The 24,734-nt window shown below is 43.5% G+C and carries 16 protein-coding genes; 13 read left to right on the top strand and 3 right to left on the bottom strand.

Features of this window, described 5'->3' with window-relative positions:
* The first annotated feature begins 93 nt into the window (after positions 1-93).
* From VF500_RS02040 to VF500_RS02030, 3 genes are all read left to right on the top strand, one after another.
* The gene (locus tag VF500_RS02040) at positions 94-1,563 is read left to right on the top strand and encodes a SusD/RagB family nutrient-binding outer membrane lipoprotein (RefSeq protein ID WP_330858079.1); all 1,470 of its coding nucleotides are present in this window, start codon (positions 94-96) and stop codon (positions 1,561-1,563) included.
* A gap of 92 nt (positions 1,564-1,655) precedes the next feature.
* The gene (locus VF500_RS02035) at positions 1,656-2,975 is read left to right on the top strand and encodes a metallophosphoesterase family protein (protein ID WP_330858078.1); all 1,320 of its coding nucleotides are present in this window, start codon (positions 1,656-1,658) and stop codon (positions 2,973-2,975) included.
* A gap of 9 nt (positions 2,976-2,984) precedes the next feature.
* The gene (locus VF500_RS02030) at positions 2,985-3,959 is read left to right on the top strand and encodes a tartrate-resistant acid phosphatase type 5 family protein (RefSeq protein WP_330858077.1); all 975 of its coding nucleotides are present in this window, start codon (positions 2,985-2,987) and stop codon (positions 3,957-3,959) included.
* Positions 3,960-4,139: 180 nt separating this feature from the next.
* Here the strand turns inward: VF500_RS02030 and VF500_RS02025 are convergent, their stop codons facing one another.
* The gene (locus VF500_RS02025; RefSeq protein ID WP_330858076.1) at positions 4,140-5,804 is read right to left on the bottom strand and encodes a cellulase family glycosylhydrolase; all 1,665 of its coding nucleotides are present in this window, start codon (positions 5,802-5,804) and stop codon (positions 4,140-4,142) included.
* Between the two features lie 255 nt (positions 5,805-6,059).
* The gene (locus VF500_RS02020) at positions 6,060-7,436 is read right to left on the bottom strand and encodes a glycoside-pentoside-hexuronide (GPH):cation symporter (RefSeq protein ID WP_330858075.1); all 1,377 of its coding nucleotides are present in this window, start codon (positions 7,434-7,436) and stop codon (positions 6,060-6,062) included.
* A 95-nt stretch (positions 7,437-7,531) separates the two neighbouring features.
* On the opposite strand from VF500_RS02020, the gene VF500_RS02015 reads away from it, so the two are divergent.
* Complete coding sequence (locus VF500_RS02015) at positions 7,532-8,305, top strand: NUDIX hydrolase (RefSeq protein ID WP_330858074.1); 774 nt, start codon at positions 7,532-7,534, stop codon at positions 8,303-8,305.
* Between the two features lie 3 nt (positions 8,306-8,308).
* On the opposite strand, the gene VF500_RS02010 is transcribed toward VF500_RS02015, so the two are convergent.
* Positions 8,309-9,334: a GntR family transcriptional regulator gene (locus VF500_RS02010; protein ID WP_330858073.1), complete on the bottom strand. Its 1,026-nt coding sequence runs from the start codon at positions 9,332-9,334 to the stop codon at positions 8,309-8,311.
* A gap of 245 nt (positions 9,335-9,579) precedes the next feature.
* Here VF500_RS02010 and VF500_RS02005 point away from each other — a divergent pair, with 245 nt between their 5' ends.
* The 9 genes from VF500_RS02005 to VF500_RS01965 all read left to right on the top strand — a co-directional run.
* On the top strand, positions 9,580-12,636 hold the full coding sequence (locus tag VF500_RS02005) for a TonB-dependent receptor (protein ID WP_330858072.1): 3,057 nt from the start codon (positions 9,580-9,582) through the stop codon (positions 12,634-12,636).
* Positions 12,637-12,653: 17 nt separating this feature from the next.
* Entirely contained in the window at positions 12,654-14,159 is a 1,506-nt protein-coding gene (locus VF500_RS02000; protein ID WP_330858071.1) for a RagB/SusD family nutrient uptake outer membrane protein, read from the top strand.
* Positions 14,160-14,325: 166 nt separating this feature from the next.
* A complete protein-coding gene (locus tag VF500_RS01995) occupies positions 14,326-14,790 on the top strand; it encodes a winged helix-turn-helix domain-containing protein (protein WP_330858070.1) in 465 nt (154 codons plus the stop codon).
* A 222-nt stretch (positions 14,791-15,012) separates the two neighbouring features.
* Positions 15,013-17,238 carry a M28 family metallopeptidase gene (locus VF500_RS01990; protein ID WP_330858069.1) on the top strand — a complete coding sequence of 742 codons (2,226 nt, stop codon included), beginning with the start codon at positions 15,013-15,015 and terminating at the stop codon, positions 17,236-17,238.
* 133 nt (positions 17,239-17,371) lie between these two features.
* Positions 17,372-18,001: a sigma-70 family RNA polymerase sigma factor gene (locus VF500_RS01985; protein ID WP_330858068.1), complete on the top strand. Its 630-nt coding sequence runs from the start codon at positions 17,372-17,374 to the stop codon at positions 17,999-18,001.
* 104 nt (positions 18,002-18,105) lie between these two features.
* Positions 18,106-19,203 (top strand): FecR family protein, encoded by a 1,098-nt coding sequence (locus VF500_RS01980; protein WP_330858067.1) that lies wholly within the window; start codon positions 18,106-18,108, stop codon positions 19,201-19,203.
* Positions 19,204-19,335: 132 nt separating this feature from the next.
* Positions 19,336-22,680, top strand: coding sequence for a SusC/RagA family TonB-linked outer membrane protein (locus VF500_RS01975; protein WP_330858066.1), 3,345 nt, complete (start codon positions 19,336-19,338; stop codon positions 22,678-22,680).
* An 11-nt stretch (positions 22,681-22,691) separates the two neighbouring features.
* Positions 22,692-24,098 carry a RagB/SusD family nutrient uptake outer membrane protein gene (locus VF500_RS01970; protein ID WP_330858065.1) on the top strand — a complete coding sequence of 469 codons (1,407 nt, stop codon included), beginning with the start codon at positions 22,692-22,694 and terminating at the stop codon, positions 24,096-24,098.
* Between the two features lie 162 nt (positions 24,099-24,260).
* On the top strand, positions 24,261-24,734 hold a 474-nt coding region (locus VF500_RS01965; RefSeq protein ID WP_330858064.1), incomplete at its 3' end, for a hypothetical protein.

The raw sequence follows: 24,734 nt of genomic DNA, 5'->3' as shown, positions 1-24,734 counted from the left end.
CTGGCCTGCGTTACCAGGGCGTTGGTCACTGGACACTACCAGGAACCCGCTCATACGGTTTTAAACTGAGTGCCAATTTTTAACAATCAACACATGAAAGCTTATTCCCTTTTATATTTAGCAATTGGCGCGATGTTTTTTACATCATGCACCAAAGATTTCCAAAAGATCAATACCAACAATAACAGCCCGTCGTCAACCCGCCCCGAATATCATTTTACCGAGGCCATTACGCAAACCGCTTACGCTTACCAGGAAAACGCGTTTGATCGCCGCCCGGCAGCCTTGGGTAGGTATATCACCCTGGTTCGTAATAACGACTACGAAACTTTTAGGTGGACGGCCGTTGACTGGAACGATATTTACCAGCGCGCCATGATCATCAAAACCATGCAGCAGGAGGCCACAACCACAGCACAGCCTGTTTACGTAGCAACTGGTAATATTTTGATGGCCTTTAATATATCGTACCTAACCGATTTGTATGGTGATGTGCCATACTCACAGGCGCTGCAATCAGTAAGTACAGGTAACATAAAACCAGTTTATGATAAGCAACAGGATATTTATATGAACTTGCTTCAATTGTTGAAAGATTCCAACGAGCAACTGCGTACTGCTGGTACCGGCATTGATGTAAATGCCGATGCTTTATATGCAGGCAAGGCTTTGCAATGGAGAAAGTTAGCTAATTCGCTTCGCTTAAGATTATTGCTGCGCTGCTCTAAGGTTTATGCAAAAGCGTTTACAGATATGCAGGAGATTATTAACAACAGTGATCAGTATCCGATTTTCACCGCTAATACTGATAATGCCGAGGTAATATACCAGGGTGTTAAAAAAGACGATAGCTGGCCTGGTGGTGCCAAAAACATGATCGATGCCGATTTTGCCAAAACGAAAGCCAGTAAAGAATTGGTTGATGCCCTTATTGCCCGTAATGATCCGCGTTTGGCAGTATGGGTGGCACCTGTTGCTTCAACTACAGGTTCAACGGTTGATCATAACCAATATGTGGGTGTGCCTCATGCACTTGCCAATCCTGCAGATTATAATGGCGGCGAAACCCATCAATCGGTATTATCCTCATTTTTCAGGCAGGATAAGGCTACCGGTTTAAAAGCAAGCTTAATGATCTATCCGGAAGTATGTTTCATACTCGCCGAAGCTGCACAAACGGGGAAGGTAACTGTACCTTCTAAAACTGCCGAATCATTGTATCATGATGGCATTGAGGCCTCAATGGATTATTATGGAGTGAAGGCCCAGGCAGTAACCCAGGCCTACTATGATTCGCCATTGGTGAAATATGATGGTACGCAAAAACAGTTGATCATTCAAAAATGGCTGGCCATGCTGTTCCGCGGATCTGAAGGCTGGTTTGATTTCCGCCGTACAGGTTTTCCGGAGTTTGTGGCAGGGCCTATGGCGTTCCAACCGCAGTTCCCGGTAAGGTATTGCTGGCCAACCAGCGAGCCTAACGTGAATAACGACAGTTATCGTGCGGCTATCGCGGTATTTGGTGCCGACGATATCAATACCAAAATGTGGTATCTCAAATAAGATTATCCCCTAAAACCAACACAATAAGTGAATAAGGATAAGGACGGCAGGTGAATGCACCTTGCTGTCCTGTATCCTTTTACCAATGTTTTATGAGCAAAATAGCAAGAAGGAGTTTTATAGGGCGTACTTTAAAAATGGGCGCTTTATTGCCTGTTATGGGTTCGCCGGTGAAATTATTGAGTGCGGATCCCGATAAAGTAAATTACCCGGCCACCGAAATTCCCGACCGTATACTATTAACTGTAACCCCAAACCCGGCGGTTAGTATTACCATCAATTGGCGAACTGCATTGACCTCTGAAGTAAATTCGGTAGAATATACCATAGCCGATGCGCATCCCGAATTTGTAGCAAAAGCTAAAACAGTAAATGCCGTTTCAAAAAGCTTCAGTTTTGAAAATATCCGGTTTATCAATCACCGGGTTACTTTGAACGATCTTCAACCTGATACCTTATATGCTTATAGCGTAGGATATGGTGAAAACAGGAGTGAGTGGTTTCAGTTCCGTACAGCTAAAAGCCAGGTTGATAAGGCTAAACTAAGTTTTATTTACCTGGGCGATGCGCAGGTAGGTATAAAACCTTTATGGAGCCGGGTTATACGCAAAGCTTACGCAACGCTGCCTGAGGCGCAACTGGTAATTCATGCTGGCGATTTGGTAAACCGCGCCAACAAGAATGATGAATGGGGTGATTGGTTTGCTGCAGGCAGTTATATCCATGCCGGCACCCCCGCTTTAATGACACCCGGTAACCACGAATATACCCATGATGATGGCAAACCTCACCTGTCCGTTTATTGGAACGAACAATTTAGCCTACCCACAAATGGCCCTGATGATGAGTTTTTGAAGGGCAGCTGTTATTATACAGATATACAGGGTGTGAGGTTTATATCCCTCAATACGCAGATGATCGAGGAAGCCCCTTCTGATGATTGTATCCAACGACAGGTTGGTTGGCTGCACAATGTATTGAAGCAAAATCACCAGCAATGGACCTGCGTGGTTATGCACCATCCTATGTATTCGACAAAAAAGGGGCGGGATAACAAAAAATCGCGCGAGTATTTGAAACCCATATTTGATCAGTACGGGGTGGATATTGTGTTGCAGGGCCATGACCATGCTTATGCCCGTGGTATGAGTAAAATAGGTCTTACTAACGGTGACCCGCTGGCCACTTCGCATACAGTTTATGTGGTATCAGTAAGCGGTTCAAAAATGTATGAGACCGAGCCGATGGATTGGGCCGATATCATCATTAACCATACCCAGATTTACCAAACCATCAATATTGATGGCGATACGCTGCAATTTAAAGCATACCTGGCCACCGGCGAAATTGCCGATGCTTTTGACCTGGTTAAAAGAAAGGGAAAACCCAATCAGTTGATCAATAAAAAATAACAACGATATATGAAAAGAAGAGATTTTGTCAAGGGAACGGCTTTAACGGCTTTGGGCGCATCAATTATTGCCCCGCTCGAAACATTGGCTGGCAGCCGGGAAACGTATCTGGAAAGTGATGACCTGTCAAATGCCGTTGTTGCCGATGAGAATTATCCCCTGAATTTTGTGGCCATTGGTGATTGGGGCCGCAACGGCGAATACCACCAAAAAGAGGTGGCCGATCAGATGGGGAAATGGGCTGCCACACATGCCAACAAATTCATTATTTCGGTAGGTGATAATTTTTATCCCAAAGGTGTGGTAAGTGAAAACGATCCCCTTTGGCATTACTCTTTCGAAAATGTTTATACGGCGCACTCTTTGCAAGATGACTGGTACCCTGTTTTGGGCAATCATGATTACGGTACCGATCCGGATGCACAGGTGCGTTACAGCAAAATAAGCCGCCGCTGGAACATGCCGGCATTATACTACAGTAAAGAAATAAACATCAATAAGGAGGATGGAAAAGTACTGTTTGTATTCATAGATACCCAACCTATTATTTATGATTTTGAAGAACGTCAACCCAAAAAACAATTGCAGTGGATAGATGACACGCTTTCCAAAGCATCTGCCGATGTAAAGTGGAAAATTGTTATTGGTCACCATCCTTGTTATACCGTTGGCCCAAGGATCAAGAATTATGATACGCTTGCTATCAGGAAAGCATTATCGGGCATCTTCGAAAAACATAAGGTTGATGTTTATTTATCGGGCCACGAACATTCGCTGCAACATTTAAAGGCTGATAGGTATACGCACCAGTTTATATCAGGTGCCGGTTCTGAACTTACCGAGGTTGCCGCCGGTATTCCTTATAGCCGTTTCCAGGCTTCCGAACATGGCTTTATGTACTTCTCCATCAATGCCAATAAACTTAGGGTAAATGCCATTAATGATGAAGGCAGGGTGCTTTACGAAACCACTTTAAGCAAGTAGTCGATAACCGGGCTGGTGCAAGATATTGTGTTGGCCTGGGCGATGATGCCGTGCATAAATAGTATGATAACGTGATGTTAAGGGGGATTAGCTATTTCTTGATTTAAGGTGTTTGTCATGCAAATTTTCAAAACAATACCCAAAGGCGTCCACATCACGGCGCCTTTGGGTTAATAGTCCTTAATCTAAGGGCGCCGCTGCAACAGTGGTATATTTCTTCACTGTGTCAACCAACGGTTGGTTAACAGTGAAAAAGGATGTTGCAAACTTGCTCCATTTGGAAGTAATAGTAGCAGAGGCGTCGTTATTCATATCGGGCACCGCATTAGTGTTCCCCTGGTAAAACCCCCAGTTGTTACCGGTGGTCATATTTTTATAGGTCCAATTTGACCACGACATGTTGTGCGAGTTTAAACCCTTCATCCATTTCCCCCACAAGTCCAGGAATAACCAGTAATTATATTCGCCCGCGTACACAGGTACGTTCCACATTTGCCGGTGCGAATCCATGTCGGCCAGGTTATTGTCAATAAAACCGCTTTGCTCGGCGTAGTTGGTTGTGTTAGTATCATAGTAATGCGCCTGGTAAAGTACATTTGTCCAGCCGTTTGAGGTTGGTGAGCCCAATGTGTCAAAATTATAAAAGGCCTGCATGCAAATAATATGGTCAGCATCTATTGCCCTGATGGCAGTATAAAGTGTATTGTAAAAAGCCTTAATACTTAACGCGCTGCTGCTGGTTACGGGTTCATTTAAAAGGTCATAGGCAGCAATGGCGGGGTTGCCGTTAAAATGGGTTGCTATTGCTTTCCAAATGTTTACGGTCATGGTTTGGTAAGCGGGCGTGGTCCAAAGGTTGTTGTTTACAGCCTCCCCGCTGGTTATGTAACCGTCGGATCCGCCGGGAGCACCATGCAGGTCGATAATGATATACAGGTTACGGGAAGTGCATTGTGTGCTGAGCCAATCCAGTTGCGTAAATGCGTTCGATTTCATTACGCCGATATCGTCCATGAGCTCCCGCCAATAAACAGGTACACGAACCATGTTCATGCCCATATCCTTTATTTTATCAAGATCGCTGGTTGTGATCCAAACATTTTGAAAGGTATCCAATAAATTATCGGCAGCAGGCTGTCCGAAACGGGTAATAAAGGTATTCCTTAAGCTGGTATCATCGTTCATGTACGCGTTAACTTCGGCAACCGACCAATAGGCATCTGAAGCCGTACCCTGCTGATATATCAGGATATATCGGGCCTGCGTAGCACCAAAATTAACAGATACAAACTTAGCGCCGGTGCCCGATCCAACATTGGTCCAGTTAACTCCATCGGCCGATGTTTGAACGAGGTATTGCCTTAAGTAATCGGTAGTGAAATTGCCGGCGTCGATGCCAATTTGATCAAATACACGCAACGAGCCCATATCTATTTTAAGCCATTGCCCCGGGGCTTGTGCAATACCGGTACTCCAGCGCGTGTTTAGATCGTTGTCAAAAATTGCGCTGGTGGTGGTACCGGTCATGGTGCCGGATGCTGTTGCCGTCCAGCCCAAACGGTTTAAGGCTCCGGTACCCAGTGGGCCTATCCAGGCTTCCTGGCTTAGCCAGGAACCTAAGTTTGTGCCCCGGAGGTTTACTACAGAACCAGTGCCGGAATTGTCCTTTAATACCTTACCGCTAACTTTTAGGAAGCTGCTTGCTGTAAAAGCGTGGTCCTGGAGGTTGTTTGTGCCATTGGCAGCTGTGGCCTTGCCGGGATTTGTTATTCCTTTTTTGCAGGCTGTAAATGATAAACAGATGGCTAAAAACAGCAATAAATAAGAACTGATGAAGTGTTTCATAATTTGTAGGGTTAATTGGTGAAACCGCCTTTTTTGCCCTAAAACCACCATCCTATCATTTAAAACGCAAATGCGTTTTTACGACGGGCGATGTAATTTAAGAAGGTTACGTTACAGGTGGTTTATTTACTAATTGGTTTGAGGTGATTTGCAAATCACTCGAAATTAGACAGATGGCAGACTATAGCTGTCATACACCAACATCCTGCAACATGTAGCGTCCTGAACAGGAATTAAAGAAGAAAAGGCTTCGGGTCAGAAAGGTGGAGGTTCAACTCCGGCCGAATCGCGGCTCCTGTGATCAATATCTGCTTTTATCTCCGGGAGAATTTTGTCTAACCTGTAAAAACTCATGATCATCATGGAAATAATGACCAAAAAAGCGGGAATGTACAGATAATTGAGTTTTATGGCCATCAATGCCGCAGGCGTTTGCTGTTGATGAGGGAGATAGTGGCCCCAGGTAAGCATGAGGCCGGCCAGTGCTCCGCTTCCTGCCATGGCTATTTTGCCGGTAAACTGGTTAACAGCTGCTATCAGGCCTCCGGCATTAACGCCTGTTTTCCATTCGCCATAATCAACAGGATCGGCCTGCATAGAAAAATAAATAGTATGACGCAATCCAAACCCCAGCCCAGATACAACCGAACCGGCAATCAAGCCAACGGTCGAGTTGCCCGCCGCCATCATGATCAGGATCCCCGTTAAATGTATGCCGCTGGAAATAAGAAATATGCTGCGTTTTTGGTAGCGTTTGGCCAATAAAGGCGCACAGGCCGTCCCCGCCAGCGGAACGAGTGTAAGTATGGTTGCTATCAAGCCTGCGAGGTCTGGCCGCGAAACATTATAAGTGTAAAAATACAATAATGTGCCTTGCTGCAAAAAATAGGCACCCCACATAAACAGGATATTGACCGCGAATAATTGCCATGGCCTGTTTCCATTTAGTGCAGAGAAAGATGCTTTAAAGCTTGGACTTTCAGGCCTTGCTTTTGTTCTTTCTTTCACATTAAGGAATGTGAGGTATATAAAAAAGCCTCCGCTTATGGCGTAAATGATCATCGTTCGGAAAAAGCCATCTTTTTGCACACCATGGCCGAGCGATTTAACCAGGGGCAAAGTAAGGCCCGCGACCACGGTAGCCCCCACAAATGAAAAAAGGATACGTGAGGTTGCCAAAACGGTGCGTTCGTGGGCGTCATTTGTGAGGCTGGGCAGTATCGACGTGAGGGGCATGTTCACCATCGTATACGCCAACGACAGCCCGGTGTAAGTGATGTAGGCATAGATCAATTTCCCCGAAACGGAGATGTTAGGAACATAGAAGGCCGCTATTGAAAATACAGTAAACGGTAACGCTCCCCACAAAAAATAAGGCCTCGATCTGCCCCAGCGGCTCCGTGTTTTATCGATGATGAGCCCCATCAAAAGATCTGCATTACCATCGATGATTCGGGCTACTAAAAAAAGTATGCCTACCTGCACTGAAGATATGCCCGCTACATCGGTATAAAAAAACATCAGGTAAAGCGTTAGCATTTGCCAAACAAGGTTGCAGCCTAAATCGGCTACACCATATCCCAGGCGTTGGCGCCAAATTTCAGAAAGACCAATCTGTTTGACTTTACGCATTTATAGGTATTTAGGGGATTGCTAAAATACATTAATATTAATGAGTATAATTGACTCAATAAAACAATTTATTCGGCAGATTATTATTTTTGGACATGAAAAAGCAGGAAGATTGGAAATCCATTGTGTTGGAAGGCGATAAGCATTACCTGCCGCATATTTCTATTGACTGTGTTGTGTTGGGTTTTCACGATAATCAGCTAAGGGTATTGCTACTTAAACCAAAGCAGAAAGAAGAATGGGCGCTGCCCGGAGGCTTTGTTAAACGAGAGGAAACGGTGGAAGAAGCCGGCTACCGCACCTTGTTTGAAAGAACCGGGCTAAAGGATACGTTTTTGGAGCAATTTCATACCTTCAGCGATCCTTACCGTACCCGGCATAATCTTACCCGCGCCGAATTTAAAAATATCGGTATCGATATGCCTGAGGATAACTGGGTGACCCAACGGTTTCTCACTGTAGGCCTTTATGCCCTGGTAGAGTTTTCAAAAGTAGTGCCTAAACCTAATCAATTATCTGATTACTGCGAATGGTGGGATATTCACAATGTAGGCAAACTGATCCTGGATCATAATCATATTCTCGATAAGGCACTACAGTCTATTCGTTTACAGCTTAAATATAAACCTATTGGCTATAATTTGCTACCTCAGAAGTTTACGCTTTCTGATTTGCAGAAGTTGTACGAAACAATCCTTGATAAAAAGCTGGACCGTGCAAATTTTAACCGGAAAATGCTGTCGTCAAAATTCCTCACCTACCAGGAGGAAAAGAAAACCGGAGTCCCTCACAAAGCCCCCTTTTTGTATTCATTCGATGTAGAGAAATATAACCAGGCATTACGGGATGGCCTCAGCGGTGAAATATAGAACCTAAACCGAATTACGGCAAATGGTGTGAAAAGGTACCGGCACCTGCTGGCTGCTATCATTCAGGATAAGCCCGGCCATGGTTTCGCCCATAACCCTAAAATCGGTAGAGATAGTAGTAAGCCCGTTCAGTACCATTCTTTTAAGCGGTGTTTCATTGTAGGATATGATCCCGATATCTGATCCGGGCTTCAGCCCCGAATTTTGGATCTTATCGATCAATATGACAAGATCATCTTCCATTAAGCTGATATAGACAGTTCCCTTAGTGATCTCTTCCTTTTCAACCTCGGTAATGATATTGAAGTTGAAAACATTTTTGCGGCAAAATTTTTTGAATCCGTTCAATATCTCAACAGCATGGGCGGTATCTTCCGGAAATACGATTTTCAGCCTTTCATATTTTTCTAACCGGTTGAGCATAGAATCAAGGGCGGTGTAGATATCCTTTTCAAAATCCTGGTAAACCGCGCCGCGGTAAAGATCTTTGTATTGCAGGTGCCTATCCAGAATATACAATTGTTTGGGCGGGATCTGCTGGATAATATCATAGATCAGCGTATCATTTTTAATAAAAGGTGGTATCAACACGAACACGTGGTAACTGGGCAGTTTTTCGGTTACCAGGTTAGATAACTCGTGGATATCGTTATTATATACGCAAAGATCAATGGTGGCATTATGCTGCATCACGTTAACAAAGCTGTCGTAAATGATCTTCTTATGGGTACTGATCTTGTTAAACAGCAGTAATATCTTTTTTCGGGCATGCAGTTGCGGGTTAACAACAAAATAACCTTTTCCGGGAACACTTGCCAGGAAACCATTCCTTTTTAACAGATTGTAAGCTTTTTCACTCGTTTTTTTGGAAATATCCAAAGCAAGGCAAAGGTCATTGATGGATGGCAATACATCGCCCTGATCCACCACTCCGTCTTCGATCCCGTTTTTAATGGAATTAAAGATCTGATGATACATTGGCGTCATCGAGTCCTTATTGATGGATAATATCTTGAGAAAGTTTCTCATAACGGGCCCTGTAACTCAAATTTAATAAAATTCATTGAGTTATTATGACGCAAAGTATTTTAAATTTTGCAGAATTCAAAACTTTTTATCTCAAATAATCTGATCTGCCCGGTTTGGTGGGAGGTAAGTGAATGACAGTTGCAAAAACGGCAATAGTTAGTTTTGACTAATTGAGTTATAAAGACTCATTGAAGCCAATATAAACCGGGGCTCCGCCTCATTCAACTTATTTAACCTTTTAAATTATGGACAGAAAATTTTACAAATTTTACCGGAGGTCGCTCGTCGTTTTCCTCCTGGCACTTTTGTTTTCGGGCGGGCTATTTGCTCAGACCAAAATAACAGGTGTTGTTAAAGACGAGAAAAACCAACCCTTGCCAGGGGTTAACGTAACTGTTAAAGGCACTACTACCGGGTCAAATACCAATCCCGAAGGTGTTTTTAGCCTTACCGCAAAGCCGGACGCGATCCTGGTTTTTTCATTTGTGGGCTACAATCCGCAGGAAGTTGCGGTGGGGGGTAAAACAACGGTCAACGTGAGTTTAACGCCTTTAACCACTTCCATTAATGAGGTAGTTGTTTTGGCCTATGGTTCACAATCAAAGCGAGAGATTACTGGTGCCGTTCAAACAGTGAGCGGCAAAGAGCTGCAGGACCAACCGGCAGCCCAGTTTACCCAAAAACTACAGGGAAAGCTTGCAGGTGTTCAAATTACGCAAACTACGGGTACGCCGGGTGGGGGCATGGCTGTACGTATCCGCGGCTCAGCTTCCATTTCGGCAGGCAATAACCCGCTGTACGTGGTTGATGGTTTCCCTATTGTAGGTGATATCAGTAACATCAACCCTGATGAAATTGAAAATATTTCGGTGCTGAAAGATGCATCTTCCACCTCTCTTTATGGCTCGCGTGCTGCCAATGGTGTGGTTATCGTTACTACAAAACATGGCTCAGCCGGAAAAACCACGGTAAGCTTAAATGCTTACAGAGGTTTTCAGGCTGTTCCGCAAAAAGGCCGTCCGGATATGATGAACGCGCAGGAGTTTGCGCAGTTTAAAAAGGAAGTAGCTACAGATAACGGGCAGGCGGTAGACCCACTGTTCCAAAACCCAGCTTCATTGGGAAAAGGAACTGATTGGTATTCCGCGGTTTTGCGCACTGCTCCCATTGAAAATTACAGCATTTCCATCAATTCAAACAAAGATAAGTTAAGTACTGCCGTTGTTATCGGTTTCTTTAACCAGGACGGTGTTTTAAGGCAATCAAACTATAAACGGTATTCTATAAGGGCCAATACCGATTACCGGGTTAACGATTGGTTTAAGCTGGGTGCTAATGTCGCGCCAACTTTTTCTGAAAACAACACGCCGCAATCCGATGGGATCTGGTATAATACATCGGGAATTATACAGGGTGCTATCCTGACAAGTCCGTTGGCGCCTTTTAAAAATGCGGACGGAAGCATCCCGATCAATACATCCGGCTATGGTACCCTTGATGCACCAAACTGGTATAATGAACTTTACACCACTAAAAACAACACAAAAACCAACCGCTTATTAGCCAACGGGTATGTGGAGGCCGATCCTATACCAGGCCTCGCTATTAAGTCAAGCATCAATGTTGACTACGGCCAGGCGGTATACAACAATTTTACACCTTCAACTAACGGCGGCTTTTTTAATCCGGGCAGCCTTACGGATGCTTCCAGGATCCATGCCACCACCTCTAATAATTTATATTTTTCGTGGTTGTGGGAAAACACGGTGAATTATAAAAAGAGTTTAGGCAAACATAATTTTGAAGCACTGATTGGTTATACCTCGCAGTATTTCAGGAACGAAGGCAGCAGCATTAACGCCAGCAATTTCCCCGATAACCTGGTGCAAACCATTAACGCTGCTTCTACATTTACTGCTACCGGCAGTGTTGAGGAGTTCACGCTGTTATCATACGTTGCCAGGTTAAATTATAATTTCAGCAATAAGTACCTGCTGTCTGCCGCGATCAGGCGCGACGGATCATCCCGTTTCGGTACCGACAGGCGTTATGGTAATTTTCCTTCAGTTTCGGCCGGCTGGGTGGCATCGGACGAGGATTTTATGAAATCTTTTAAAACCGTGTCCAATTTAAAATTCAGGGCCAGTTATGGTACAATAGGTAATAACAATATCGGTAACTACACGCAGTATGCTACAGTAGTTGGCACCAACTATCCCTTTAATAACTCACTGGCAAATGGCCGCAGTATTGCCGGCCTAAATAATACCTTGCTGGGTTGGGAAACCTCAAAAGAGGCAGATTTCGGTATTGACTTAGGCATTTTGAACAATCGTATTTCCTTTAGTTACGATTACTACAATAAAATAACCGATAACCTGCTCTATTCGGTTGATATCCCGATCAGTTCCGGTTTTTTCAATTATACCACCAATGTAGGAAAGCTAAAGTTCTGGGGGCATGAATTTAATATTTCAACCAAAAACCTTGTTGGGGAGTTTAAATGGAACACCAATTTCAACATCTCCTTTAACAAAAACAAAGTACTGGCTTTGGGCACTGCTAATGCCGCTATATACGGCGACCTTACCATTACTCAGGTAGGACAGCCGCTTGGCCAGTTTTATGCTTACAAATTTGATGGTATTGCCAACAACCAGGCCGAGTTTGATGCCGCTCCTAAGTATCCGGGCATGGAAGTGGGTATGGCAAGGTTTAAAGATATTAACGGCGACGGTCAGATCACCTTCGATAACCGGGACAAGGAAGTGCTTGGAAACCCTTCGCCAAAATTTGTGTATGGTATGACCAATAGTTTTGCTTACAAAAACTTTGATCTGTCGGTTGTTGTGGCAGGTCAGTATGGTAACAAACTTGCCAACCGTATTGAACCCTTTACCGAAAACCTGGATGGCGCTTTTAACGTGACCAGAGACGTAGCCAACCGCTGGAGATCACCTACTGATGTTGGCGACGGCAGGTATGGGAAGGACATTTCCGGAACTACTGGTTATGAGCGTGATAATGCCAGTTCAAGGTTGTTGTATGATGCAAGTTTCTTAACTGTCAAAAATGTAACCTTAGGCTACACTGTACCTGTTAAAAACAACAAATACATCCATTCGGTACGATTATACGCCAGCGGTCAGCAATTGTTTGTATTCACCAAATATCCGGGCGCAAACCCCGAGGCTTCGGGCGATGCATATGGTAACCAGGCAAGCCCCCTGAACCTGGGCAGCGATTATTCTAATTACCCGGTTCCGCGTACTATCACATTTGGTGCAAACTGTAACTTTTAATTTTTATCCCGAAGATCATGAAACACAAGATATTACTGGCATTATTGATATGCCTTTTATTTGGGGCGTGCAAGAAACAGTTTTTAGATAAAACCCCGATCAGCCAATTAAGTGCCGTTGATTTTTATAAATCGCAAAGCGATTTTGATCAGGCTGTTGTAGGTATTTACGTGCCGCTAAGGCCGCTGTATGGAGTAGGACTGGCTGATTACGGAGCCTGGTCAATGGGCGAAATGAGATCAGATAACACTTGCTTTATCTTCAATTTTGCCAACCGTGGCTATGCCGACCGTGAAGGAGTAGAAACTTTTTTGGATGATGTGAACGGTGGCGGCGCATCAAATAAATATGATAACGACTATATTATTATTGGCAGGGCAAACCAGGTGCTTGCCCAAATAGATAACGTTGGGCTAACGGGTACCGCTAAGGACAATGACAAAGGACAGGCCTTATTTTTACGCGCTTTCGCTTATTTTGACCTGGTGCAATATTTTGGCGATGTACCGATGGTATTGGCTCCGCCAACTACTTATGATCAAACTCAAGTAGGCAGAACTGCTGTCGCGGATGTGTATAAACAAATTATTGCCGATGCTACCGCCGCCGCGGCGCTGCTGCCATTGCCCGCTAACCAAACCAAAGGCCATGTGGCCAAAGGAGCTGCCTATACCTTGTTAGGGAATGTGAATATTGTTTTGAAACAATGGGCCGCTGCCGAAACCGCTTTAAAGAATGTATCCGGCTACTCGCTTTTGCCTGATTATGCTTCTGTATTTGATCCGAATAATAAAAATAACGCAGAATCGATATTTGAAATTCAATACTGGGACGATCCGGCGGCCGGGCAGGCAAGCAATTTCGCTTATAACTTTTTGCCCATATTGGCCGATCCTGGTGTGATCTCCGGCTTTCCGTCGGGTTCAAGTAACACCTATGCTGGCTGGAATACACCCACGCCTGATCTGATCGCTGCATATGAAGCGGGAGACAAGCGTTTGAATGCTTCAATTGGCTTTTACACAGGGGGGATCTATGTAAATATTCCTTACATCAAAAAGTATGTTCACGGAGCAAAGATAGCCCCGAATACCAATGACGATTTTCCTGTTTACCGGTACGCCGAAACACTGCTGTTACTGGCTGAGGCCTTAAACGAGCAGGGCAAATCAGGCGAGGCATTGACGGCCTTAAATCAGGTGCATGCCAACGTGCGTACAGGTTTAACCCCGATAGCGGCGGCAGATCAGGCCACTTTGCGAAACGCAATTTTGCATGAAAGGCAAATTGAATTGGCCTTTGAAAATAAACGCTGGCTTGACCTGGTGCGAACCGGTACCGCTGCGGCCGTGATGAACGCCCAGGGTGCAAAGATAAAAGCTAACCCGAAAGCATATTATTACCCTACCGGTATATCTCCGGTCCAGGCGTCATACAACGTTACTACTTCAAGATTGCTGTTCCCTATTCCTGCGCGGGAGGTACAGATCAACCCGAAATTAACGCAGAACCCAGGTTATTAATCTATGTTATTTAACTCAACGCGCCCGGCAAAGGGCGCGTTTTTTAATTTTTGCTGGATTCGTAAACTTACACGGAACCAATTGGGGTTCGTGGCTAAGTATGGAAGTATATTTCATCAGGAAATATCCAGCGATATTTCAGAATTGATTTTAACAATAAACGGCCATGTTGAATTTCAAGGCAGACAAAGAAATCAGCGTACCTGTAGTGGCGCAAATTGTACAGGCGATCACTACAGGTATACTTAATGGAGTTTTAGTGCAAGGTAAACGGCTACCGTCTATCAATCAATTCAGTAAACAATTTGCTGTAAGCAGGGACTCTGTGGAAAAAGCTTACAAAAAACTTAAAATTTCGGGAATGATAATTTCTGTACCTGGCAAAGGAAATTATGTATCGGGATTATCTGGCAACAACGAAGCGATACTAATAATTTCAAAAAAGATGTTCAGCTCCGATAAAACGCTAAACATGGCATTTTTGACTGAATTAGAGCAGTTGGCGATGACCGCGGTTTCAATTCGGGAAATTTCAACAGAAAAACTACAGCAATACCTTGAGGATTATAAACATCAGTTAAGACATTATTTAATAGCGGGAGCTATACCTTTGCTGAATGTGATGGTTTAAGCCGGTGCAAATATAATAAAGCACTCCTGATCGGGTATATGCCTTACAATAGTTTAGATAAAACACAGGAGGGGCCAACCGGGGGCAACTACACTTGGTTAGCTAAGGCAGATAATTTGATAAATAACTACTAAGTCCATGGATTAAATGTATAATTAATTATATTTGCCACCATTCGTTAACATAATTAACAGTCCTGGGCAGTGTTCCTGATCATTAGATATGAAATTAAACTTTACTAAATTCCTTATACTACCATTATTTATTACCGGCTATAATTTAAACGCACAAACAAAACTTATCAGTGGCTTTAACACTGAAGCTGCCGGTAAACAAAGTGATATTGAAGCCCGGTTTGATAAACAGCTTAATAGCGAGCATATTGGCCAAGCCATAAAACAACTTTCGGCTAAACCTCATGAATTAGGGTCGGCCAATGGTAAAGCTGTAGCCCAGTCCATACTTGCTGCTTTTAAAAGTTATGGCTGGGAGGCCAAAATTGAAACATACCAGGTACTTTTTCCAACACCAAAAACAAGAGTACTGGAACTGACCTCCCCAACAAGTTATACTGCTCTTTTAAAAGAGCCTGCCTTAAAAGAAGATGCCACCTCAGGGCAGGAAGACCAGTTACCCACTTACAATGCCTGGAGCGCTGATGGGGATGTAACTGCCGAACTGGTTTATGTGAATTTTGGTTTGCCCGATGATTATGAAAAACTGGATAAATTGGGCATCAGTGTAAAAGGCAAAATTGTAATTGCACGTTATGGCCGCTCATGGCGTGGTATAAAACCCAAGGTAGCGCAGGAACATGGAGCTATAGGTTGTATCATTTATTCGGACCCCAAAGAGGATGGTTATTACCAGGGAGATGTGTATCCTAAAGGCGCGTTTAAAAATGAATACGGGGTACAAAGGGGCTCGGTAATGGATATGGTGATCTATCCCGGTGATCCGCTTACTCCCAATATTGGCGCAACAGCAAAAGCCGCCAGAATTGAAAGAAGCGAAGCAAAAAACCTGTTGAAGATCCCGGTATTACCTATCAGCTATCATGACGCCCAGCCTCTACTGGCGGCTATTGACGGACCGGTTGCACCTGAAGAATGGCGTGGTGCATTGCCCATAACCTACCATATTGGCCCGGGTAATGCCAAAGTGCATCTGAAGTTGGAATTTAATTGGAGTATTGTACCGGCGTATGACGTGGTTGCTACTATAAAAGGTTCGCAATATCCGGATGAGTGGGTTGTGCGCGGTAACCATCATGATGCCTGGGTAAACGGAGCCGGCGACCCGATCAGTGGTTTAGCTGCAGAACTGGAAGAAGCAAAAGCGATTGGGTTGCTGGTTAAAAACGGGTACAAACCCAAACGTACCTTGAAATATATTGCCTGGGATGGCGAAGAACCATCATTACTGGGATCTACCGAATGGGCAGAAGACCATGGTGCCGAATTGCAACAGAAAGCGGTTGCTTACATCAACTCAGATGGTAATGGCCGGGGTTTTCTTGAAGCGGGCGGTTCACACGCGTTAACCAACCTGGTAAATGAGGTAGCCAAAGATGTGACTGATCCGCAGACTAAAGTGAGCATTTATGACCGGAAAAGGGCTGCTGTGATCGCTAAAGCTCCGCTTAAGGACAAAAAAGAATTGCTAAGCAAAAACGAGCTTTCGATAGAGGCATTGGGTACAGGATCTGATTATTCCGCTTTTTTACAGCATTTGGGCATACCATCGCTCAATTTAGGCTTTGGCGGTGAAGACGCGGGTGGTGAGTACCACTCCATTTATGATTCGTACGATGATTATACACGTTTTAAAGATCCCGGTTTTAGCTATGGCCTTGCCTTAGCCCAAACAGCCGGAAGGGTGACGCTTAGACTGGCTGATGCTGACGTGCTTCCTTTTGATTTCCGGGTTTTAAATAAAACGATAGATACCTATGTTAATGAACTGATCACTCTAAATACCCAGTTGAGCGAAAATCGGGCTATCGAAAATCAACTGGTCAAAGAAAATATTTACCAGCTGGCTCAGGATCCGCAAAAGCCTTTAAAAGCTGCGTCGCAAAAAGAGGAAGTACCCAAACTTGATTTTACCTCAATAAAAAACGCGTTATCAGCTTTAACAAGCGCCTCCGGAAATTTGGCCGAAAAGCTGAAAAACTTGCCTGCTAACAAAACGGCAGCCGTTAATAAAGCATTATACCAGGCCGAGCAACAGTTGTTACTGCCCAATGGGTTACCCAGAAGGGGATGGTATAAACACACTCTGTATGCTCCTGGTTTCTACACCGGATATGGTGTTAAAACCCTGCCCGGTATAAGGGAGGCTTTGGAACAGGGCAACTGGCAGGAGGCGCAGGAACAAATTACATTTGCTGCTGCCAGTATTGATAAGTTGGCAGCGTATCTACAGAAAATAGTCGCAGGGGCATAGCTATTTACACAACAGGTCTCGATCAGGCTAAATTAATTGATATGGTAGGTCTATTTTAAATGAGATCGGAGGTTGAGCTGGTCTTTCGACAAGATGCTGGCCAATTTTTTTACAATAAGTTTATATTTGGGAAATGGAAGCCCCTAACTTACATAGAATAACCTGGAACGAGTTTACGAACGGGTGCGAAGAGGGGTTGCATAATTTGTACAGGCAGCATTATCTGGGCTTGATCAATTATGGTATTAAACTTAGCGGCGACAGGCAATACTCGAACGACTGCATTGTTGAAATGCTGCTCGGCCTTTGGGAAAAACGGGCTAAATTACCAGAGGTTGAAAATGTAAGAAGTTACTTATTAACCTGTTTACGAACGGTTATGCTGCAACATATCAGATCGGATAAGTTAAGAGGAGTTAAAGAGAGCCATGCCCACTCTTTAACAGACCAGCTGGAGCTATCCTACGAAGACCATATCACCAGGATCCAAACCGATTTGATCGTTAAAGATAAATTAACAAAAAGCTTGAATAAACTTACTGAAAGGCAGAAAGAATTATTGCAGCTGAAGTTTTTTGACAATCTTGATTACGATGAAATAGCAGCTAAATGCAATATATCTAAGCGTACTGCTTACAATATTGTGTACGATGCATTGAAAATATTGAAAGATGACCTTAAAAAAGAAGGTAATGAAGATTCTTATTACCTGTTATCTGTTGTGAGTTTGCTGTTATTTGCCATGGGAGCAGGTATCTCCTGATTTCTTTCGAATAAAACGCCTGTTTTATTAAAAAAGTTAAAAAATATTCAATTTTTCGTAGTAAAAATTGAAATGCCAAGCATCAATAGGGAAATTTTAGAAAAATGAACTATTCTGATTTTGGTATTGAAGATTTCTTATCTGATATTTCGTTTCAGGAATATTGCTTGGGTACCAACGAACAAGCGGTAGCTTTTTGGACTGAATGGCTGATAGATCACCCTGAAAAAGAGGAGGTCGTTAATAGTGCCAAATCCCTTTATTATCTGCTCAATGGAAATATTACTGACCGGGATTTCAAGGCAGACTATAATGTTTTCAAAAAAGCCCTGGGGCAACTGGACATTAACCCTGTTCCGCATGAGGCGTATGTCCAAGAGATAATCCCACTTAAACGATCTAATACGAAACTGGTGATGACCTTAACAAGCATTGCTGCTTGTTTCCTGATAGCATTTGCTGCTTACTTACTTAATGTCAAAAAAAGTAAAGAGCCGGTAATAAACGAAGCGCTTAGTTTTTCAAGCCCCTTGGGTAAAAAGAAATCAATTACCCTTACCGACGGAACAACGATCATTTTAAATGGAGGGAGTAAACTAACGGTTGCCGGTAGTTATAATATCAGCCGGCGCGATGTAATACTGGAGGGCGAAGGTTATTTTGATGTTGTACACAATGCTCAAAAGCCCTTTATAGTCCACACCGCCAAAATTAACATTAAAGATATCGGCACTATTTTTAACGTAAAGGCCTATCCTTCTGATAAAACAACAGAAGCTTCTTTAATTAAGGGGGCTGTAGAAATCACCCTGAACAACAAAGCCAAAAGCAAAATTTTGTTGAACCCTAATAATAAACTGGTTTTGCTTAATAATGAGGGGGCAAATATTACCGCAGGCACGGCAAAAGTTCAAGCCCCTTTCGTAGTGCGTAATATTACTAAGAATACAGATGGTAACTCGGTAGTTGAAACCGATTGGACCCAAAATAAGCTAACATTTTTTAACCAGCCTTTTGATGAAATAGCGGTTCAGATGGAACGCTGGTATGGCGTAAAGATCAACATCATTAACCCCGATGTAAAGAGCTATCATTTTACGGCCACGTTTGATCATGAAGACATTACACAAGTATTAGAGGCCCTCAAATTATCCGGAAACTTTAAATACAGAAAGGAGGATAATATAATCAGTATTTACTAAGATTCCCAAAACGCAAAAAAGGGGAATACAAACGTATCTCCCCTCGCGAATTAAAATTCTCACTGAAGACAGGTTAATCAATTGGCGTTGTCACCTGCTTCAAATGTCAAAACTTTTAAATCATGTAAAATTATGCAAAAAAGCACAGATAATGGTGCCGTTTTCCCTATTCCCCCTATTGGTAAAATTTTGTTTGTTATGAAGTTAACTTTTATGCTGGTCCTCTTCAGTTGCCTCTCTGTTTCGGCAACTGTATTCTCCCAGGAAGTGCGCATGTCAATGAGTGTTAAGGATGCTGAGATCAGCAAAATTATAAGGACAATTGAAAAAACTACACCTTATAAATTTGTTTACAATAACAACCTGTTCAAATCGGATACCAGGATCAATCTTTCAGTTACCGATGTAACGGTAGCCGATATATTAAATACTATTTTACAACACACCGGCTTTACATATAAAATATTTAACAACAACCTGATCGTGCTTGTGAAACAGGTGCAGGAGGCTCCAGCACTGGTGGTTACAGGTATAGTTGTCGACGATGAGGACCGACCTCTTCCCGGTGTTACTATTAGGGTAAAAGGAAACAGGTTTGTAAGCTCTGCCAGTGATTATAATGGGCATTTCAACATTACCGTAGCATCCGGAAATGATATTTTAATTGTTAGTTATATCGGTTTTATTACCGAGGAAGTGCCTCTTTCGGGACAACGATCAGTTAAGATCAGGCTTAAACCGGCTCAAAACGGTTTAAATGAGGTGCAGGTAATAGGTTATGGTGTTACAACCAAAAGAAACAATACAGGCGCTGTAAGTTCCATTACTGCCAAAGACATAGAGAATCAACCGGTTTCTAACCCGTTGGCGGCCATGCAGGGTAAACTTCCGGGTGTACAGATCACCCAAAACAATGGTTTACCTGGTAGCGGTTTCCGGGTGCAGATCAGGGGGATTGGTTCATTATCAAGTGGTACCCTGCCTCTTTATGTGGTTGATGGTATCCCGTTTACGCTATTCAATGGTAGTACCCCTGCATCAGACGGGCTCAATGCCTATGGTGTTAGCGGTGCTAATGGCGGCGAGATCAGTCCGCTGGGGATGATCAACCCTGATGATATTGAACGGATCGATGTTTTAAAAGATGCCGATGCCACAGCTATTTATGGATCGAAAGGTGCTAACGGCGTTGTTTTGATAACCACCAAAAAGGGTACAGGCGGTAAAACAAAATATAGCGTAAACTTTTACCAGGGTGTTGGTAAGGTTGGTCACTTTATTGACATGCTGAATACAACTGATTACCTGGCTATGCGCAAAGCAGCTTTCGCGGCTTCGGGTGTAACGCCAACGGCAACTAATGCGCCCGATCTACTTGTTTGGGATCAAAATGCGAATACTAACTGGCAAAAACAGTTAATAGGAGGTACGGCCCATACCACCAATGCAGACATAGCTGTTTCCGGTGGTAGCGCGCAGAATACTTTTTTATTCAGCTCAAATTATCGTCATGAGGGAACTGTTTTTCCCGGCAGTTTTGGGGCTAATACATTTTCAAACCGCTTAAGCGCAGGGCATAAGAGTGCTGATGGGAATTTTGGTATCAACCTTAATGTGAACTATGGTTATATGCAAAATAATTTGATCGGTACTGACCTGTCTACCCTATACAGTTTGCCACCTAACCTGCCTACCCGTAATGCAGACGGATCCCTGTATTGGAATAATTCAATAACCAACCCATTAGCTTATTTGCTCCGGCCAACGGCCAATACCACAACCAACCTGATCAGTAATATGAATGTTTACTATCATTTACTGCCGGGTTTAAGCGTAAAAGCAAATTTAGGATATTCGGCAACCGGTCTTAAACAAACACTGGAGACGCCGCTGACTTCCCTGAACCCGGCAAATGTAGTTTTATCTGCACCAAGTAATACGTTGCGATATGCCAACAATACTTACTCCAACTATATCGTGGAGCCCCAGGTTGAATACCGGAAGAAAATATTAAAAGGGAACTTGCAGGCATTAGCAGGTACAACGTTTCAGCGTACGCTTACTGATGGTTTAAATTTATTGGGAACAGGATTTAGTAGTGATGCCCTGATCGGTAATTTGAACAATGCAGCGTCGATCATTAATTATGGCAGCAACAACTCTGATTATAAATATGCCGCCTTATTTGCCCGGTTAAATTATAACTGGGATGATAAATACCTTTTGGATGGCACGTTTCGCCGGGATGGCTCATCAAGGTTTGGAGCGAACCACCGCTTCGGGAATTTTTGGGCAGTAGGTGCCGCCTGGATCTTTTCGCAGGAATCTTTTATGAGAAACCTGTCATGGATAAGCTTTGGTAAGTTACGCAGCAGCTATGGCTTAACCGGTAATGATCAAATTCAAAATTACTTATACGATGCTTATTTTAATACCACCGGTTCTTCCAACAGTTACCAGGGGCAATCTATTATCTATTCATCCTCTGTTCCCAACCCTAACTTGCATTGGGAAACCAATAAAAAGCTGGATGTAGCTGTTGAGTTGGGCTTTTTTAAAGACAGGGTTTATTTAAAGGCAGACTATTTCCGTAACCGCTCATCTGATCAGTTGATTTCAGTAGCGTTACCAACGCAGGCGGGCTTCAATAGCTATACAACAAATTTTCCGGCAGTTGTTCAAAACAACGGCTTCGAATTTGAATTAAGCACCACGAATATTCAGCATAAAAACTTCAAATGGGTAACGGCGTTCAATTTAACTATTCAGCGCAATAAGATCTTATCGATTGAAAACCCTGGTCAGCTTTTTAATAGCTCAAGCTACATCGTGGGCCAGCCTGTTAATGCAACTTTATTGTATCATTTTACAGGTATTGACCAGGCAACCGGAGTGCCAACCTATCAGGACCTGAATGGCGACGGGGCAATAACATATGCGGGCGACCGTAAGCCGGCACCATTAGGGCATCCGTATTATGGAGGTATGACCAATAGCTTCACTTATAAAAGCATACAGTTAGATGTGTCCTTTTTGTTTAATCACCGTATGGGGTATATTAACAACACCTCTTCGTATCCTTATGGAACCGGTTTAACCAACCAAAATGCAAGTGCGTTACAGCGTTGGACAGCGCCGGGCGACAACTCAGTTTATCCGGGTGCAACAACCATCGGCACTACTCCATATTATAATTATAATTCATCGGATGCAAATTGGGGCGATGCGTCATTTCTTAAGTTAAAAACGGTGAGTTTAAGTTATGCATTACCAAAATCATGGGTTCGTTCCATCAGTTTATCAGGCTTAACCGTGTTTGCAAGGGGAGAGAACCTGGTTACCTGGGCTAAGCAGAAATACACCTATGACCCGGAAACAGCTGTTTCGGGCGCTGCACCAGGATTAGGTACCGGTCAGTATATAGCGATGCCTCAGCTGCGCACAATGGTTATTGGTCTTAACTGTTCATTTCAATAATTCGGAACAACATGAAATTAAAATATAATTTATCAATATGGTTATTGACAGGCATAGTTTTTCCGGCAATGATCCTATCTTCCTCCTGCAAGAAATTTGTGGAACTGGATGCTCCTCAGAATAAAATCAACGCTTCTACCGCTTATCAAACAGATGCTACCGCTACTGCGGCTGTTATTGCATTATATAATTATGGTATCTATAACTCTATGGTCCCCTGGCAGCAAGGCGTTGCTTTTTACGGTGGCGTAAGCGCAGATGAGCTTCATTATACCTTAACAACCACTCCCGAAATTACAGAGATCGAAAATAATGCCCTGTCGATTGGTAGCGCTACAAATGCTACTTTTTGGTCATATGCTTATGCCGAACTACTTGGAATTAACAATGCAGTTGCAGGTATTACAAGTTCTACTACATTAACTCCCGCTGTAAAATCGCAATTGTTGGGTGAAGCCAAGTTTTTCAGGGCATTTGTGAATTTTTACCTGGTTAACTTTTATGGTGGCGTGCCTTTAACGGGTAATGATCCATTGACCAATGCGTACCTGCCGCGCTCTTCGGCCGACCAGGTTTGGGCCTCCATCATCAGTGACCTAAAGGATGCTCAGGGCCTGTTGCCTGCAACTTATGTAGGGACACTCAGGGCGAGGGTAAATCAACTATCCGCTACTGCATTATTGGCGCGGGTATATTTATATCGTAAAGATTATGTGAATGCCGAAGCAATGGCAACGCAGGTAATTGGTTCCGGAACCTATAGTCTTGCTTCGACAGCATCCGTATTTATTAATACCAGTAACGAAACAATTTTGCAGTTTGCTACCTATTATGGTTATTCATCATTTGCGCAATCTTATCGTACCTCTACATCAGCCGCAAATATTGCTCCGCCTACCTATGTGCTCACCAGTACTATTGCCAATAGTTTTGAGGCCGGCGATAACCGCAAAACCAATTGGGTGGATTCAACAATAAGCGGATCCAAATTTTATCGCATCAATAAATACAAAATTTATACCGCTGCCACGGCTGGTGCAGGCAATGAGTTTAACGTTGTACTACGCCTGGCAGAACAGTATCTCATCAGGGCCGAAGCAAGGGCACAGCAGGGAAACCTGAGCGGTGCTGCGGCAGATGTTAACGTTATCAGGGCCCGGGCCGGTTTAGCCAATCTATCGGAATCAGTAGCGTCATCTTCAACTACTTTACTTACCGCGATTGCACAGGAAAGAAAAGTTGAGCTGTTTGGCGAGTATGGTCACCGTTGGTTGGATTTATTGAGAACAGGGCAGGCAAATGCAGTATTAAGCGTATTGAAACCAAATACCTGGAGTGCTACCCGTTCTGTTTTATTCCCAATCCCCGACGCACAAAGACAACTGAATAGTACCCTTACACAAAATCCGGGTTATTAAAATTAGCTAACCCCGAAAGAGAATAATTAAACCGCAGGTCTGCTTATGGCATCCTGTGGTTTGACTTTGACCTGCAAATTCGGCATTGCAGTAGTGTCAAACATCGTTTGCCGGGTAAACTGTCTAAAAAAACCACCACAGATTTTAAAAACCACCGCGAATATGAAAAATTACATCACATGTTTATGGGTACTTGCTGTGCTAATTGGCACGGGTAAAATTGCCCACGCACAAACATCGCCCGGCGATACCACAGTTCGATTGCTTAATAAACTGATAGCATCGGCCAATCAAGAGGATAAAGCCTTGCTGGATAAGAAACTAAGCAGCCTCGGCGCAAGTAGCAATGAAAGAGATCTGCTGCTTGCCCAGCAATTTTACTATCGCTTGAAGAATAGTAAAGCGGTTGATTCGCTGCAAACTGTTGAGCTGACCAGGTTTCCGGAAGGTATTGCAGCGCGCAGTAAAGAACAGTCGGTTGTATTTAAAGAAAAGGAAGCTGCTGCGATGGAAGCAGCGTATCTTGCCTGGATCAAGAGATTTCCACCGGAAAAGTTCGTGACCGGCGAGATCGACGAAAGAGTGATCTACGATTACGCCCGTTCTGCGATAGCGCAGAAGTATGCGGAGGAAAAG

The organism is Mucilaginibacter sp. (genome assembly GCF_036383575.1).
Lineage (GTDB): Bacteria > Bacteroidota > Bacteroidia > Sphingobacteriales > Sphingobacteriaceae > Mucilaginibacter.
Note: the sequence above shows the minus strand (reverse complement) of the source record. Positions and strands in the feature narration are given on the sequence as shown.

Coding starts and splice junctions, on each gene's coding strand:
- VF500_RS02040 (WP_330858079.1), top strand. CDS start 94: ATGAAAGCTTATTCCCTTTTATATTTAGCAATTGGCGCGATGTTTTTT.
- VF500_RS02035 (WP_330858078.1), top strand. CDS start 1,656: ATGAGCAAAATAGCAAGAAGGAGTTTTATAGGGCGTACTTTAAAAATG.
- VF500_RS02030 (WP_330858077.1), top strand. CDS start 2,985: ATGAAAAGAAGAGATTTTGTCAAGGGAACGGCTTTAACGGCTTTGGGC.
- VF500_RS02025 (WP_330858076.1), bottom strand. CDS start 5,804: ATGAAACACTTCATCAGTTCTTATTTATTGCTGTTTTTAGCCATCTGT.
- VF500_RS02020 (WP_330858075.1), bottom strand. CDS start 7,436: ATGCGTAAAGTCAAACAGATTGGTCTTTCTGAAATTTGGCGCCAACGC.
- VF500_RS02015 (WP_330858074.1), top strand. CDS start 7,532: ATGAAAAAGCAGGAAGATTGGAAATCCATTGTGTTGGAAGGCGATAAG.
- VF500_RS02010 (WP_330858073.1), bottom strand. CDS start 9,334: ATGAGAAACTTTCTCAAGATATTATCCATCAATAAGGACTCGATGACG.
- VF500_RS02005 (WP_330858072.1), top strand. CDS start 9,580: ATGGACAGAAAATTTTACAAATTTTACCGGAGGTCGCTCGTCGTTTTC.
- VF500_RS02000 (WP_330858071.1), top strand. CDS start 12,654: ATGAAACACAAGATATTACTGGCATTATTGATATGCCTTTTATTTGGG.
- VF500_RS01995 (WP_330858070.1), top strand. CDS start 14,326: ATGTTGAATTTCAAGGCAGACAAAGAAATCAGCGTACCTGTAGTGGCG.
- VF500_RS01990 (WP_330858069.1), top strand. CDS start 15,013: ATGAAATTAAACTTTACTAAATTCCTTATACTACCATTATTTATTACC.
- VF500_RS01985 (WP_330858068.1), top strand. CDS start 17,372: ATGGAAGCCCCTAACTTACATAGAATAACCTGGAACGAGTTTACGAAC.
- VF500_RS01980 (WP_330858067.1), top strand. CDS start 18,106: ATGAACTATTCTGATTTTGGTATTGAAGATTTCTTATCTGATATTTCG.
- VF500_RS01975 (WP_330858066.1), top strand. CDS start 19,336: ATGCAAAAAAGCACAGATAATGGTGCCGTTTTCCCTATTCCCCCTATT.
- VF500_RS01970 (WP_330858065.1), top strand. CDS start 22,692: ATGAAATTAAAATATAATTTATCAATATGGTTATTGACAGGCATAGTT.